The sequence below is a fragment of the Nonomuraea sp. NPDC049649 genome, from assembly GCF_040675175.1.
Taxonomy (GTDB): domain Bacteria; phylum Actinomycetota; class Actinomycetes; order Streptosporangiales; family Streptosporangiaceae; genus Nonomuraea.
Map to the genome: position 1 here is coordinate 1 of NZ_JBFAOH010000071.1, position 13,729 is coordinate 13,729.

Below are 13,729 nucleotides of genomic sequence, written 5' to 3' on the forward strand. Positions count from 1 at the left end.
GCGATGACATCCACGAGGCCTTCATGACGCTGGCCGCTGCCATCATCTGCTGGCGCCGCCTCGTCCGCTGATCATTCTGTTAGGAGTTCTAAGACACCCGGGCCCGGCCCGCCCCGCCGGTGCCCGGGGACGGGGTGAGGCCCGGCCTTTTCCCTCGGGCCGGGTCTCACCCACCACCATCACCGCGGACGCCGCGCCCACCGGACCTTCGCGGCACACCCCAACCCGGCCCCCTCGCCACGCAGCATCCGGCCAGGCCTCGCCCGGCGCGCCCGCCTCTGACCCGGTACCGCCGCAGAAAGACCAGGCATCGTCGCGCCGTCGGACCTCGTCGCCCCAGACGGCCGGGATGGCACGCGTCACCAGAACGCGTCACCAGAAAATGACCTGGGCGGCGATTCACACCGCCGGGCCGCGTCGCCCCGGGATATGGCGCGCGTCACCGGAGAATGGCCCGGCGTGGCGGTTCGCGCCGCCGGACCTCATCGCCGCAGACACGCGCGTGGCCGGGGAATGGCCCGGCGTGGCAGCGTGCGACGGTCACCTGAACCCGGAGCTGGGATCGCCCGGCCGGGTCCCTGCCGCGAGGTTCAGGGGTCCGGTTCGACCTGCTGGAGGAGGGGGAGCACCCGGTACGGGACGCGGCTGCGGAGGGCGACTTCGGTGCGGGTGCGCACGACGCCGGGGAGGGCGAGCAGGGCCTGCACGATCTGTTCCAGATGCGCGTTGTCGCGTGCGACGATCCGGCAGAGCACGTCGCCCTCGCCGGTGGTGGAGTGCGCCTCCAGCACCTCGGGGAGCTGCCCGAGCCGGGCCGTCACGTCGTCGAGCATGCCCTGGGCGAGGTGCAGGTGGACGAACGCCTGCACCGTGTAGCCGAGGGCGGCCGGGGAGACGTGCGCGGCGTAGCCGGTGATGGCGCCGCGCCGCTCCAGCCGGGCGATGCGGGCCTGCACGGTGCCCCGGGCCACCCCGAGCACCCGGGCGTACTCGCGGTAGCCCGCGCGCGGCTCCTCCAGCAGCAGGCGCAGGAGTGCGAGGTCCAGGGCGTCGAGGTCCACGGGCGGTCAGCCCGCCAGCACCGGGCCGATCTCCGCCCGCCAGGGGGCGAGATCGACGTAGTCACGGAAGGCGGTGATCAGCTCGCGCGACGGGTCGACCTCGGCGACGCCGTTGCAGGCGACGGAGTACTCACGGCCGTCGATCCAGAACCGGTCGACCCGTTCGAGCCATGCGCGATCGTCCGTGTAGCTCGCCGTCACCAGGTCCCACCGCACCCGTTCGGAGCGCCGCAGGATCGGCCCGAGCAGCGCCGCGACGGCGTCGCGGCCGACCGCCGGCGGGTGCGGGACGTTCGCGTACGTGGCGTCCTCGGCGAAGCAGGCCGCCGCCGCTTCCGGGTCCCTGGCCCGCACCGCGTCGAGGAATCGCTGTGTCACCCGATAGGCGGCCGTCAGCCGCTGCCCGTCTGTCACCCGAGTCTCCACCTCTCATCCGCGTCACACCGTGAGTGCCCGCCACCGGGGTCGCTGTCCTGCCGTAGGAGTCGTCGGCCGGCCCGCGGGCGTCGCACCGTGAGTGCCCGCTGGCGGCATCGCTTGCCGTAGGAGTCGTCGGTGTCCACCGTCCGGTCCGTGGGCGTCACGCCGTGCGTGCCTGCCACCGGCGTCGCTGTCCCGCCGCAGCCTTCGGCCGTCACCGCGTGAGCGTCCACCGTCTGACCCCGTGGGTCTCCGTCACCCCCGGAGAGCCCGCCGTCCCGTGGGTTTCCGTCAGCCGAACACCACGGGGTAGGACGCGAAGTGGTGGCGCGAGGAGTTCGGGTCCAGCTGCGCCGGCCGCTCCGGGTCGGGCCTGGCTCCGGCCTCGAGCAGCGCGGACAGCATGAGCGTGACGGTGCCGAGGACCTGCTCGTGCGCCTGGTCCGCCTTCTCCGGCTCGGGGACGCCGCCGGCCAGCTCGGTGCCGATGCACGCGTGCATGCCGCCGCCGAAGGCGTGGCCCCACCGGGGGACGCCGTCCGGGACCTCGCGCAGCGGGTCGAACACGTCCGGCCGTTCGAACACCCGCGGGTCGCGGTTGGCCGCCGCGATGTCGAGCACGACGGACGCGCCCTCGGGGATCTCGGTGCCGTCGCGCAGCACGGCCCGGGCGAGCGCCCGGCGCTGCGCCACCGGGCTGGCCGGGTGCAGGCGCAGGGTCTCGTGCACGCAGCGCTGGAGCAGCGCCGGGTCGCCGAGGGCCTTCTCGGCGGCGGCGGGTTCGCGGCGGGCCCAGCCGAAGAACTCGTCCGCCGAGTGCGTGAAGGCGTCGGCGGTGCTGTGCGAACCGGCCTGAAGGTAGAAGGCGCACTCACGGAGCAGGATCGCCTCGTCGATGCCCAGCTCGTCCCAGTGCCGCAGCAGACCGGTGAGCACGTCGCGGGGCAGGTCCTGCTCGTCCAGTTCACCGGCCGCGTGCCGGGCCAGCAGCTCGCGGCGGCGGGCCAGCGACGGCTGCAGGAACGTCGCGTCGAACTCCTCCAGCGCCTCCCGTACCTCGGCCCGGACGACCTCCGGGTCCCGGGTGGTGTGCACCAGGGTGGCGCCCTCGGAGAACTTCTTGGCGTAGCGGTAGAGGGCGTCCGCCTCGGCCGCGCTGCCGGTGGGCCGGTCGATGCCGGCGACCATCGCGGTCAGGCTCATGATCGTGCGGTAGCCGAGCTCGACGAGGTCGGCGCGGCCTTCGGCGACGAACGGCGCCAGCGTGTCCCGTACGACGTCGCGCAGGAACTCGCGCTCCCAGTGCCGGAAGGTGCCCCGGCGGAACAGCCGGTTCTCCACGCGGCGCCGCACCCGGTGGTCGTCCCCGTGCAGCACCAGCAGGCAGTCGGCCATGACGACGCCGCCCTCGTCGTAGAGCGCCTGCTTCAGGTCGCGCAACCGGAATGCCTCGCGTACGTCGGCGTAACCGTCAAGGGTGATCGTCGTCATCGCCTCGCGCCTTCTGAGTCACACGGGGTTAGAACACTAACGACGCTATCAAGGAGGACCGTCTAGGGGAAGGTCTGGCTCCTTATCCCGTGGTGACAACCGTCGTTAGGGACTTGACGCCGCTTGCCAGGTCACGAGACCCTGCACAGGGACCGGCAACGTCTCTGATCCGGTCGTGCGCCAACGGAGGAGCGAGTCCAGATGACAGCCGTCGCCGAGGAGACAACCATCATCCTCACCACGTTCGCGGACGCCAAGGACGCCTACCGCAGCAAGGATCTGCGCCAGTCCCTCTACGACGAGGGCGAGGTCGTGATGGCGGACGTGCTGGTGAACCTGCACGGCGAGGAGCACCGGTCCCGGCGCCGCGTGGAGAACCGGATGTTCCGGCGGGACGTGTTCGAGCGCTACGAGCGCGAGCTGTTCCCGCGGGTGATCGAGCAGACCCTGGCTCCCTACCTGGCGGAGGGCCGTGTCGACCTGGTGCACCTGGGGCACGAGCTGATGCTCAACCTCGCCGCCCTGACCGCGGGCGTCGACCGCCCGGAGGGCACCGCCGAGGAGACCCGGCGGCTCTACGACTACATGATGAAGTTCGTCGAGGGCGCGACGCTCGCGCACTCGACGAAGGACAAGGACGAGCAGCGGCGCGTGATCGCGCAGGCGCTGGAGGACTGGGACGCGGAGTTCCTGGCCCCGTCCATCGCCCGCCGCCGCGAGCTGCTGGAGCGGGAGGCGGCCGGCGAGGAGGTCGACGTCCCGAGCGACGTGCTGGCCACGCTGCTACGTCACGGCGACGAGCTGCGACTGCCGCCCGAGGTGGTCCGCCGGGAGGTCGCGTTCTTCCTGCTGGCCGGGGCGCACACCAGCGCCACGGCGTTCGTCCGCGCCGTCGACCACATCCTGGCCTGGGCCGAGGCGCACCCCGAGGACGCCGGGCTCGCCGCCACCGACCCGCTGTTCGTCCAGCGTTGCGTGCACGAGACCGTACGGCTCAACCCGTCGAGCCCGATCGGCCGGCGGCGCGCCCTGGCGCCGGTCACGCTGCGCTCGGGCATCGAGATCCCCGAGGGCGCGACCGTGGTGATCGACCTGCAGGCGGTCAACCGCGACCCGGCGGCCTTCGGCCCGGACGCCGCCGAGTTCGACCCGAACCGCACGCTCCCGCCGAACGTGGCCCCCTTCGGGCTGAGCTTCGCCGCCGGGATGCATGTGTGCATCGGCCAGGACCTGGCCGCCGGGCTCGTGCAGCGGGCCGGCCGCAGCCCGGACGACCACCTCTTCGGCCTGGTCACCGCCGTGGTCCAACGGATGTTCCAGGCGGGGGTGCGGCGCGACCCGGACAACCCGCCGCAGCGTGACGCCAACACGCAGCGGCCCTACTGGGGTTCCTACCCGGTCCTGATCGGAGGTGACGAGTGATGTACCGGATCGAGCTCGACAGGGACGTGTGCATCAGCTCCGGCAAGTGCGTCGCCGAGTCGCCGGAGACGTTCCGGTTCGACTCCGACGAGATCGTCGAGCTGGTCCCCGGCGCGCCGCGGCTGCCCGACGAGGAGATCTTCGACCTCGCGCGGGACTGCCCCTCCGGCGCCATCCGCGTCTTCGAGGGGGACGAGGAGATCGATGTCCACTGAGCGGAGCACCCGCCCCGCGTCCGGGCGGTAGCCGTGGACCTGGGGATCCGGGGACGGCGCGCCGCGGTGGCGGCGGCGAGCGCCGGGCTGGGCTACGCGAGCGCGGCCGCGCTCGCCGCGGAGGGGGCGCAGGTGACCATCTGCGGCTCCGACGCGGAGCGGGCCCGCGCCGCCGCGGAGCGGCTCGGGAAGGACGTGCGGTGGCTGCGCGCGGACGTGTCCGGGCCGGATGGCGCCGCCGCGTTCGTCGAGGAGGCCGCGGCGCTGATGGGCGGCCTGGACATCCTGGTGGTGAACGGCCCGGGGCCACCGCCCGGCACGATCGCGCAGACGCCGCCGGAGGCGTACCAGCCCGCGCTCGAACGCAGCCTGCTGGCCGTGGTCCGGATGTCCCTGGCCGCGCTGCCGTACATGCGGGAGCGCGGCTGGGGCCGGATCGTGGCGATCACCTCGCTGGGCGTCCGGCAGCCGTATCCGAACCTCGCGCTGTCCAACACCGCCCGCGCGGGCGCCACGGGTTTCCTGCGCACGCTGGCCCGCGAGGTGGCGGCGGACGGGATCACGGTGAACTCCGTGCAGCCGGGACTGCACCGTACGGAACGCGTCACCCAGGTGTACGGCGACGCCCCGCCGGTCGGCGACGTGCCGGCGGGCCGGCTCGGCGAGCCGGCCGACTTCGGCGCGGTCGTCGCCTTCCTGTGCTCCGCGCAGGCCGGCTATCTGACCGGCGCGGCGCTGCCGGTCGACGGCGGCGCCTACCAGGCGCTGCTGTGACGGCATGGTGCGCCGGCAACCGTGGTGAACCACGCGCCACCACGGCTCGCATCAACTAGCGCCGTTATGGCTATAACGACGCTGAACCAGTACGGCAATTCAGGCCGACAAGGAGAGAAAAAGCATGACGAAATGGGCCGTGGTCACCGGGGCGGCGCACGGCATCGGGGCCGTCATCGCGGAGTACGCCGTGAAAGAGGGCTACCGGGTCGCCGCATGGGACATCGACGGTCCAGCCGTCGAGCGGACGGCCCGCGCGATCGGGGACGCGTGTGTGAGCACGGCCGTCGACGTCGCCGACGAGGAGTCGGTGCGCGCGGCGGCGGCGCGGCTGCCCGTGCCGCCGCGGCTGGTGGTGAACAACGCCGGCATCGTACGGTTCGGGCCGCTGCTCGACCTGCCGGTGGCCGAGTGGGAGGCCGCGCTGCGGGTCAACCTGACGGGCACCTTCATCGTCGGCAGGACGCTCGCCAGGGCGATGGCGCAGGCCGGCGGGGGTGCGATCGTCAACCTCGCCTCGATCAACGGCATCGCGGCGGCCCCGCACGCGGGCGCCTACTCGGCCAGCAAGGCCGGTGTCGTCCGGCTGACCGAGCACATGGCGATGGAGTGGGCCAAGCACGGCATCAGGGTCAACTGCGTGGCTCCCGGGCTGATCCACGCGGGCATGTCGGACGCCATCTACGCCGATCCCGAGGTGCGGCGGGTACGTGAGGGCGCGGTGCCGCTGGCCCGGCTGGGCTCGGCGGAGGACATCGCCGCCGCCGTGCTCTTCCTCGGCTCGGAGAAGTCCGCCTATGTCAGCGGCCAGACGCTCGCCGTCGACGGCGGCCTGATCAAGAGCACGCTGGCCTCGCTGCCCCGCCCGGCGTCGGTGGACTCGGTCGGCCTCGCCGAGGGCTGACGGTCCCCGACGAGAAGGGGGTGCGTCACAGCGACGTGACGCACCCCCTTTTCTTTCGTACGGTCAGCCGCGGGTGGTCCAGCGGATGGCGCGGCGGACGATCTCGCGGTGCTCGGGCACCTCGTACGACGGGGGGTGGTGGCCGAGCGCGTCGTAGACCACGCGGCCGCCGCCGTGCTCGCGGGCCCACAGCAGGGGATGCCGGGTCCGGGTGTCCGGCCCGGTGGGCTGGCGGGCGGTCAGCAGGGGGACGATCCCCGGCGCGAGGTCCAGGTCTCCGTAGACCTCGTCGACGACCGTGAAGGGATCGAGGCCGTCGACCAGTTCGTGCCCGCCCTCCGGGCGTACCTCGACCGCGGGGCCGATGGGCGGGTGGTGCGAGCGGCCCCAGACCCAGGCGCCGCCGAGTGTGCGCCCCCACTCCGGCCAGTCGTCGAAGCAGATGCTCGCCGTGTGCATGCCGAGCAGGCCGCCGCCCGCCGCAAGGTGGGCCGCCAGCGCGGCGCGGGCGCCCGCCGACGGGCTGGCCCCTTCCTCGTCCGCGAGGGCCCGGTAGCGGTCGGGGGTGCCGGGCCCGGTCATGGTCCAGCGCAGCGCGTTCACGACCAGCAGCGCCGCGCCCGGCAGGGCGTGCAGGGCCGCGTCGACGTCGGTGTGCACCTCGGCCTGGAGGCCCTGCTCGGACAGCAGTTCCGCCAGGCAGGCGGTGGTGGCGGGGAAGTCGTGGGTGAGCCCGCCGGACAGCACTACGGCACGCATGGCACGTCCTTCGCGATAGGGGGTCAGTCAGCCTGGCGCTCCGGCGGCCGCCGGGGCACCCAGTTCCAGACGATCTCCGGTCTGCCATCCACCAGCGCGGCCAGGACGCTCCGGCTCTCGATCAGCCAGGAGCCGCCCTCCCGCCTGAGCCCGTCGACGTACCGCAGGTGTGCGCGCCAGCGGGAGCCGTCCCATTCCTCGTGGGCGGCGGTGACGTAGGTGACGGCGCTCGCCCGGTCCGGGTCGCCGGGGTGCCGGGTGATGCGGCTCTGCCCCAGCTGGTGGTGGGTGCGGCGGAACTGGGCCTGCCCGGCCGCGATGCGGTCGCGCACGGCGGCGCGCCCGATCACCGCGCCGCCCCGGCCCGGCCCGTAGTCGGTCCGGCAGTCCTCGGTGAACAGCGCGGCGACGGCGTCGATGTCGTACTCGTCGAGGCGCTCGCAGTAGAGCGCGAGGAGGTCGGCGATGGCCAGCCGGTCGGCGAGCTCGCTCATCGCGCCTCCGTCCGGTGGGCGCGGAGCCGGGGCAGGATCTCGTCGCCGAACAGGCGCAGGCGGCGCAGCTGGACGTCCAGATCTGGCTCGGGGAACAGCAGGCGGATGACCAGGTGGACGTTCGCCCACTTGTGGAGCGAGTCGAGCACGCCGGTCAGCGCCGCCACGACCGCGTCCGCGTCGCCGCGGGCCTGCACGTAGGCCTCCACCGAGCCCTCCGCGAGCCCACCGGCTCCGGAGGACGGGTCTGCGACGAGCCCAGCGTAGACGTCGCGCCCAGCCTGGATACTCTCGTACATCCGCTGCTGCCCGGCGAACGCGCGCAGCGCGGACGTCGTCCCGGCGCCCGGCGCGTCCAGCACGCAGGTCACGTTGACCGCGCGGACGAACGACGGGTCGGCAGGGTCGCGCACGGGGGCCAGGTGGCCCGAGGCGTCGCGGACGATGTGCGGCTCTCCCCTGCCGACGAGGTGGCCGTCGGCGAGCAGGCCGGCCCGGCGCACCGCCCGGGGCGCATAGCCGCCGAGCCAGATGGGGATGGGCCGGGCGGGCGGCGGCGTCACGCGCACGCCCCCCAGCCCCAGCTCGGGGCTGTGCACCGGCTCCCCCGACCAGGCCGCGCGGAGCGCCGGGACGAGGGCGTCGAGCCGGGCGCCCCGGGTCGCGGGGTCGACGCCGAACGCCGCGTACTCGTGGGCCGCGTACCCGATGCCCAGGCCGAGGATCAGCCGCCCGCCGGACAGCTGGTCGACCACGGCGGCGTCCTCGGCGATCCGGAGCGGATGGTGCAGCGGGGCCAGCAGCACCCCGGTGCCCAGCGCGAGCGTGGACGTGGCGGGGGCGAGGGCGGCGAGCAGGGTCAGCGGGGAGGGCAGGTAGCCGTCGGGCAGGCCGTGGTGCTCGGAGACCCAGAACGAGTCGAACCCGGCCTCCTCCGCGGCGACGGCGAGCGGCACCGCGTCGCGATAGTGCGCGCCCGCGTTCCGCTGGCCCGTGTAGAGGCCCACCCCGAAGCTGCGGCGCCGCCCTGGCGACACGTCGGTCATCTCACCCTCGCCTTCGATAGTAGTTAGAAACTATACTCCTAAAAACTGATCTTCGACAGGAAGCGGAGGCGGTCCGGGTGGACGTCGGGGTGCTGATGATGGAGCCGCTCGTCTCTGCCGCGCAGTGGCGGGACCGGGTCAGGCGGGTGGAGGACTCCGGGGCCGCCGCGCTCCAGGTGTCCGACCACTTCGACCGCTCGCCGGTCAGCCCGCTGATCGCGCTGGCCGCCGCCGCGCAGCACACCGACCGGCTGCGGCTGGGCACGCTCGTGCTCAACAACGACTTCCGCCACCCGGCCGTGCTGGCCAAGGAGCTGGCCTCCCTGCAACTGCTCTGCGACGGGCGCCTGGAGGTGGGCCTGGGCGCGGGGTGGATGGACGAGGACTACACCATCTCCGGCATCGTCCGGGAGCCCGCCGGCCGCCGCGTCGACCGGCTCGCGGGCACCGTTCGGCTGCTGAAGACCGTGCTCGGGGCCGGAGCCGGTCCCGTCGACGCCGCCGAGGAGCACTGCTCGGTCACCGGCTACCGCAACGTGCCGCCGGTCACCGCGGCGCCGCCGCTGCTGGTCGGCGGCGGCGGCCGGCGGGTCCTGACCGTCGCCGGGCGGTACGCCGACATCGTCAGTGTGAACTTCGACCTGCGGGAGGGCCGGGCCGCCACCCACGCCGCCCGCTCGGCCGCGGCGGAGGCGACCGAGGAGAAGCTGTCCTGGGTCCGGGAGGCGGCGGGCGGGCGCTCACCCGTCCTGCACCTGATCGCCTACTGGGCGGAGGTGACCGAGCGCCCCGCGGAGGCGGCGGCCCGGCGCATCGCCGCGCTCGGCCTCGGCATCACCCCGGAGGAGATGCTGGCGTCCCCGCACTGTCTCATCGGCCCGCGGGGGGCCGTGGCCGAGCGGCTCGCGGAGCTGGAGGAGCGCTGGGGCTTCGGCTACGTGACCCTCTACGAAGCCGACCTGCCGTCCTTCGCCCCGGTCATCGGCGGGTAGCGCCCGGACCCGGCCGTCAGGTCGCGGTCCAGGCGCCGTCCACCGGGATCACCGCGCCGGTCAGGTAGGAGGCGCCCGCGGAGAGCAGGAACGCCACCGTCTCCGCGATCTCCCCGGGCTCGCCCGCGCGCGCCATCGGCACCCGGTTCATCAGCCACGCCGTCTGCTCGGGCGAGCCGAGCCGGTCCGCGGTCATCGGCGTGCGGATGATGCCGGGTGCGACGGCGTTGACGCGGATCCCGGCCGGGGCCAGCTCGGCCGCCGCCGCCCGGACCAGCCCGGCGACGCCGGCCTTGGCGGCCACGTAGTGGGGCTGGCCGGTGACCGCGTGGGTGGCGGTCACCGAGCTGACGGTGACCACGGCACCGCGGGTCCCGGCGTCCAGCCAGCGCCGGGCGCAGCCCTGGACGCCCAGGAACGTCCCGGTGACGTGCACGGAGAGCATGCGCTCGAACTCGGCGGCGTCCAGCTCCGTGATCCCGCCGCGGCTGCGGTGGCCGGCGCAGTTCACCAGGGCGTCGAGCGGCCAGGCCGCCTCCAGCACGCGTTCCCAGGACGACCGGTCGGCCACGTCGAGCTCGTGCCGGCCGGGTCCGGGACGCAGGTCGGCGACCTGGACGTCCCAGCCCCGGGCGGCGAGCAGACCGGCGCAGGCCAGGCCGATGCCGGAGGCGCCGCCGGTGACGAGGACCCGGCCGGGCGCCGGTTCCGGGCGGGAGGTCACGTGCTCCAGTCCTTCCGGCGCAGGAGCCTGGCGGCGTTGGCGGCGAGCAGCGCGGGGTCGAGCCCCGGGCCCTCGTAGGCGCCGGAGTCCCAGCCGGCGAAGTTGGTGCCGAACACCAGCCGCTCGGTGCCCGCGTGCTCGGCGAGCAGCTTCAGCGCCAGCTCGTCGTGGACGTGGGTGTCGAACCACAGGCGGCGGTAGTAGTGCTCGAACCCGTTCTCGCGCAGCTTCGCGCCGGCCCACGGGCGCTTCTCCACGGCACGGGCGAACCGCCCCGCCACGAACGCCGCGGCGCCGCCGCCGTGCGAGATGCACACGTCCAGGCCGGGGTGCCGCTCCAGCACGCCGCCGAAGACCAGCGCGGCCACGGCCAGCGTCTCGTCGTAGGCGAACCCGAGCAGCAGGTCGAGGTCGAAGCGCCGGAGCCGGGGGTCGGCCGGCGGCCCGTCGGGGCCGAGCGGCGACGGGTGGACGAACAGCGGCACGTCCAGGTCGACGAGCGCCTCGTAGAGCGGGTCGAGCGCCGGGTCGTCGAGCGTGCGGCCGCCCGGGTCGCTGCCGATGTAGACGGCGGCCATGCCCAGGTCGCGCACGGCGCGCCGGGCCTCGGCGATCGCCGCGGGGATGTCCTGCACCGGCAGCTGGGCGGCGCCGAGCAGCCGGTCCGGATACTTGGCCACGACCTGGGCCAGCGCGTCGTTGTGGGTGCGCGCGAAGGCCACCGCCGCGTCGGTGTCCAGCCGGTCGAAGTAGGTGAGCGGGTTGGGCGACAGCAGCTGCACGTCGATGCCCGCCTCGTCCATGGCCGCGACGCGGACGTCCACGTCCATGAACGGGCTGCCCGCGTAGCGCACGCCGTTCAGGACGTACCCGCCGACGCGGTAGAAGGGCGTGCCGTCGGCCGAGGCGCCCAGCTCCGGTCCCGCCTCGCCGGCCGCCCCGAAGCTGACCTCGAGCACGGCGTGCGCGTGCACGTCGATCACGGGCGCCCGCCGCCCGGACGGCGACTCCGCCGTGGGACGAACATCAGACATGGGCCAGCCTTTCCAGTTGCTCCTCGTTCAGGGCGAGCCCGCGGGTGAGCGGGCAGGACGCCAGGAACCTGACCTGGTCGCCCGGGCGCATGCGGCGCTCGGGGATGGGGGTCGTGATGTCGATCCGCTGACCGCCCTTGATCACTTCGACGATCTTGGTGCGGTCCTGGAGGATCGTGATGTCCTTCAGCGGGTCGCCGTCGACGATGATGATGTCGGCGAGCCTGCCGGTCTCCAGCGTGCCGACCTCGCCTTCCATGCGCAGCGCGAAGGCGCCGTTGCGGGTGGCCGCGACGATCGCCTCCATCGGCGTCATGCCCATGTACTGGACGAACATCTCCAGCTCGCGGGCGTGCCACTCGCCCACGGGGGTGACGGCGAAGCCGGTCTCGGAGCCGGTGAGGAACGGCACGCCGGCTGCGTGCGCCTTGGCCATCTGCGCGGCGGTGACCTCGATCTCGGCGCGGAAGACGTCCAGCAGCTCGGGCGCGGCGCCGATCTTCTCGCCGTAGTCGGCGAGGTTGCCGAGAAGCGTGAACGTCGGGCACAGCACGGTGCCGGACTCGACGACGGCCTCGAGCGCCTCGTCGTCCATGTACGAGGCGTGGTAGATCATGTCGACGCCCGCCCTGGCGGCGTCGCGGGTGCTCTCGGAGTTGCGGCAGTGCGCGACGACCTTGGTGTTCAGCTCGTGCGCGGCGTCGCAGACGGTACGGAGCTCGTCGAAGCTCCAGACCTTGACCTCGGGGCCCTTCATGGACGGGATCAGGCCGGTGACCATGATCTTGATCCAGTCGACCCCGTGCTTGATCTGGCGGCGCACCTCCTTGACCATCATGTCGCGGTTGTGCACGACGGTCGCGTAGCCGGTGGTGCCCTCGTCGGCGACCATCCGCCCGGCCGTGCCGCCGAGCATGGTCATCAGGGCCTGTCCCCCGGCGCGCATCCGGGGGCCTTCGACGATGCCGGTGTCGATCGCGTCCCGCAGCTCGACCCCGATGGACCACAGGCAGTCGGCGTCGAGCACGCCGGTGACCCCGGCGCGGAGGACCTTGCGCGCGAAGTAGGCCGACAGCATCGAGCTGTAGCCCTGCGTCCGGTGGTGGAAAAGCTCGTCGTTGCCGGTCGGCTCGCCGAAGCTGAGGTGGGTGTGGGCGTCGATCAGCCCGGGCATGACCGTGCGCCCGGCGGCGTCGATCCGCTCGTCCACGCCACCCGACTCGGCCTGGGCGAGCGCCTCGGCGCCCAGGGCGACGATGCGGTCGCCGCGCACCAGCACCGCCTCGTCCGCGCGGGGAGCGGCGCCGGTGCCGTCGATGACGGCGCCTCCGGTGATCAAGATGCTGTCGGCCATCGGCTCTCCTCGAACATCGCTATGCGTCAGAAGGTTAACTACTAATCGATGTCCTGGCTAGACTGGCCTTGACAAGATCGGAAGTGGTCCCGGGGCCCGGGGGGATGCGACGATGGCAACGTGTCTCAGCAGAGAGTGATCGAAGAGCTCCAACGCCTCGGCATGTCCGGCTACGAGGCCAAGGCCTACGTCGCGCTCGTGGCCGCCGGCGCTCCGCTGAACGGCTACGAGGTGGCCAAGCGATCCGGGGTGCCGCGCAGCACGGTCTACGAGACGCTGGGCAAGCTCGTCGGCCGGGGCGCCGCCTACGAGGTGCGGCTCGGCGACGCGGGCGTGGGCTACATCTCGCTGCCCCCGATGTCGCTGCTGGACCGGATGCGGCGCGAGTTCGACCAGTCGATCAGCACCCTGCGCGAGTCGCTGCCCGAGGTGGCCTCGCCCACCCAGGTGCGGCTGATCCACAATCTCACCGACCGGGCGTCGCTGCTCACCCGGGCCGAGGACGTGGTGGCCGCGGCCCGCCGGGACCTGTTCCTGTCCGGCTGGCCGGCGGAGCTGGAGCCGCTCAAGCCCCTGGCCCGCCGGGCGGAGGCCGACGGCGTCGACGTCTCCGCGGTCGTCTTCGGCGACGACCCCGACCCGGTGGGCCACACCACCCAGCACCGCTTCTCCAGCCCCCAGGTGGCGCTGGAGAACCTGGGCTGCCGCTTGCTGGTCGTGGTGGCCGACCGGGAGCAGGCCGTCATCGGCGGTGTGATCAACGATGACGCCTGGGGCGTCTACACCGACGATCCCGCGGTGGTGCTGGTCGCGGTCGAGTACGTACGCCATGACATCGCCATGCACCTGATCGTGGAGAAGTTCGCGGCGGAGGACTTCGAGTCCTTCTGGAAGTCGGATCCGGCGCTGCTGCGGCTGCGCGCCGACCACGGCGCCGCGGCCGCGCTGCTGAGAAGAGGGGCCGGCGCGCCCCCCCCCCCCCCCCGGGCGCGCGGCGGCCACCCGGGGGTCCCGGGAGCCCCCCGGCCCCCCCCCCCCC

At 73.5% G+C, this 13,729-nt stretch carries 15 protein-coding genes; 6 read left to right on the forward strand and 9 right to left on the reverse strand.

Annotated features, from left to right (window positions below; all coding sequences use genetic code 11):
* Positions 1 to 590: 590 nt before the first annotated feature.
* The 3 genes from AB0J42_RS36745 to AB0J42_RS36755 all read right to left on the reverse strand — a co-directional run bounded on the left by AB0J42_RS36745 (position 591) and on the right by AB0J42_RS36755 (position 2,972).
* Positions 591 to 1,061 carry an Lrp/AsnC family transcriptional regulator gene (locus tag AB0J42_RS36745; protein WP_364303034.1) on the reverse strand — a complete coding sequence of 157 codons (471 nt, stop codon included), beginning with the start codon at positions 1,059 to 1,061 and terminating at the stop codon, positions 591 to 593.
* A gap of 6 nt (positions 1,062 to 1,067) precedes the next feature.
* A complete protein-coding gene (locus AB0J42_RS36750) occupies positions 1,068 to 1,475 on the reverse strand; it encodes a nuclear transport factor 2 family protein (protein WP_364303036.1) in 408 nt (135 codons plus the stop codon).
* A 297-nt stretch (positions 1,476 to 1,772) separates the two neighbouring features.
* Positions 1,773 to 2,972, reverse strand: a complete 1,200-nt coding sequence (locus tag AB0J42_RS36755; RefSeq protein ID WP_364303038.1) for a cytochrome P450 — start codon at positions 2,970 to 2,972, stop codon at positions 1,773 to 1,775.
* Between the two features lie 201 nt (positions 2,973 to 3,173).
* Here AB0J42_RS36755 and AB0J42_RS36760 point away from each other — a divergent pair, with 201 nt between their 5' ends.
* From AB0J42_RS36760 to AB0J42_RS36775, 4 genes are all read left to right on the forward strand, one after another.
* Positions 3,174 to 4,394, forward strand: a complete 1,221-nt coding sequence (locus AB0J42_RS36760) for a cytochrome P450 (RefSeq protein ID WP_364303040.1) — start codon at positions 3,174 to 3,176, stop codon at positions 4,392 to 4,394.
* Complete coding sequence (locus tag AB0J42_RS36765) at positions 4,394 to 4,609, forward strand: ferredoxin (protein WP_364303042.1); 216 nt, start codon at positions 4,394 to 4,396, stop codon at positions 4,607 to 4,609. Before AB0J42_RS36760 ends, AB0J42_RS36765 begins: the two co-directional genes overlap by 1 nt.
* 33 nt (positions 4,610 to 4,642) lie before the next feature.
* On the forward strand, positions 4,643 to 5,383 hold the full coding sequence (locus tag AB0J42_RS36770) for an SDR family oxidoreductase (RefSeq protein WP_364303044.1): 741 nt from the start codon (positions 4,643 to 4,645) through the stop codon (positions 5,381 to 5,383).
* A gap of 124 nt (positions 5,384 to 5,507) precedes the next feature.
* Positions 5,508 to 6,287, forward strand: a complete 780-nt coding sequence (locus AB0J42_RS36775; protein ID WP_364303046.1) for an SDR family NAD(P)-dependent oxidoreductase — start codon at positions 5,508 to 5,510, stop codon at positions 6,285 to 6,287.
* Positions 6,288 to 6,350: 63 nt separating this feature from the next.
* Here the strand turns inward: AB0J42_RS36775 and AB0J42_RS36780 are convergent, their stop codons facing one another.
* From AB0J42_RS36780 to AB0J42_RS36790, 3 genes are read right to left on the reverse strand one after another with little or no spacing between them, the layout of a single operon-like run.
* Positions 6,351 to 7,046: a ThuA domain-containing protein gene (locus tag AB0J42_RS36780; protein ID WP_364303048.1), complete on the reverse strand. Its 696-nt coding sequence runs from the start codon at positions 7,044 to 7,046 to the stop codon at positions 6,351 to 6,353.
* A 23-nt stretch (positions 7,047 to 7,069) separates the two neighbouring features.
* A complete protein-coding gene (locus AB0J42_RS36785; RefSeq protein ID WP_364303050.1) occupies positions 7,070 to 7,540 on the reverse strand; it encodes a nuclear transport factor 2 family protein in 471 nt (156 codons plus the stop codon).
* Positions 7,537 to 8,586: an LLM class flavin-dependent oxidoreductase gene (locus tag AB0J42_RS36790; protein ID WP_364303052.1), complete on the reverse strand. Its 1,050-nt coding sequence runs from the start codon at positions 8,584 to 8,586 to the stop codon at positions 7,537 to 7,539. Before AB0J42_RS36790 ends, AB0J42_RS36785 begins: the two co-directional genes overlap by 4 nt.
* 77 nt (positions 8,587 to 8,663) lie before the next feature.
* Between AB0J42_RS36790 and AB0J42_RS36795 the strand changes: the two genes are divergently transcribed.
* Positions 8,664 to 9,578: a TIGR03621 family F420-dependent LLM class oxidoreductase gene (locus AB0J42_RS36795; RefSeq protein WP_364303054.1), complete on the forward strand. Its 915-nt coding sequence runs from the start codon at positions 8,664 to 8,666 to the stop codon at positions 9,576 to 9,578.
* A 16-nt stretch (positions 9,579 to 9,594) separates the two neighbouring features.
* On the opposite strand, the gene AB0J42_RS36800 is transcribed toward AB0J42_RS36795, so the two are convergent.
* Genes AB0J42_RS36800 through AB0J42_RS36810 form a run of 3 tightly spaced genes read right to left on the reverse strand, consistent with a single transcriptional unit; the run spans position 9,595 to position 12,690 of the window.
* Positions 9,595 to 10,302: an SDR family NAD(P)-dependent oxidoreductase gene (locus AB0J42_RS36800; protein ID WP_364303057.1), complete on the reverse strand. Its 708-nt coding sequence runs from the start codon at positions 10,300 to 10,302 to the stop codon at positions 9,595 to 9,597.
* A complete protein-coding gene (locus AB0J42_RS36805) occupies positions 10,299 to 11,336 on the reverse strand; it encodes an amidohydrolase family protein (protein ID WP_364303060.1) in 1,038 nt (345 codons plus the stop codon). The genes AB0J42_RS36800 and AB0J42_RS36805 overlap by 4 nt, the downstream gene beginning before the upstream one ends.
* Positions 11,329 to 12,690 carry an amidohydrolase family protein gene (locus AB0J42_RS36810; protein ID WP_364303062.1) on the reverse strand — a complete coding sequence of 454 codons (1,362 nt, stop codon included), beginning with the start codon at positions 12,688 to 12,690 and terminating at the stop codon, positions 11,329 to 11,331. Before AB0J42_RS36810 ends, AB0J42_RS36805 begins: the two co-directional genes overlap by 8 nt.
* Positions 12,691 to 12,810: 120 nt before the next feature.
* On the opposite strand from AB0J42_RS36810, the gene AB0J42_RS36815 reads away from it, so the two are divergent.
* The coding region (locus AB0J42_RS36815) for a helix-turn-helix domain-containing protein (RefSeq protein ID WP_364303064.1) at positions 12,811 to 13,729 on the forward strand (919 nt) is incomplete at its 3' end.

Bases quoted from the DNA above. Each gene is read 5' to 3' on its own strand.
- AB0J42_RS36755 (WP_364303038.1), bottom strand. From the start codon at position 2,972: ATGACGACGATCACCCTTGACGGTTACGCCGACGTACGCGAGGCATTC.
- AB0J42_RS36760 (WP_364303040.1), top strand. From the start codon at position 3,174: ATGACAGCCGTCGCCGAGGAGACAACCATCATCCTCACCACGTTCGCG.
- AB0J42_RS36765 (WP_364303042.1), top strand. From the start codon at position 4,394: ATGTACCGGATCGAGCTCGACAGGGACGTGTGCATCAGCTCCGGCAAG.
- AB0J42_RS36775 (WP_364303046.1), top strand. From the start codon at position 5,508: ATGACGAAATGGGCCGTGGTCACCGGGGCGGCGCACGGCATCGGGGCC.
- AB0J42_RS36780 (WP_364303048.1), bottom strand. From the start codon at position 7,046: ATGCGTGCCGTAGTGCTGTCCGGCGGGCTCACCCACGACTTCCCCGCC.
- AB0J42_RS36785 (WP_364303050.1), bottom strand. From the start codon at position 7,540: ATGAGCGAGCTCGCCGACCGGCTGGCCATCGCCGACCTCCTCGCGCTC.
- AB0J42_RS36790 (WP_364303052.1), bottom strand. From the start codon at position 8,586: ATGACCGACGTGTCGCCAGGGCGGCGCCGCAGCTTCGGGGTGGGCCTC.
- AB0J42_RS36805 (WP_364303060.1), bottom strand. From the start codon at position 11,336: ATGTCTGATGTTCGTCCCACGGCGGAGTCGCCGTCCGGGCGGCGGGCG.
- AB0J42_RS36810 (WP_364303062.1), bottom strand. From the start codon at position 12,690: ATGGCCGACAGCATCTTGATCACCGGAGGCGCCGTCATCGACGGCACC.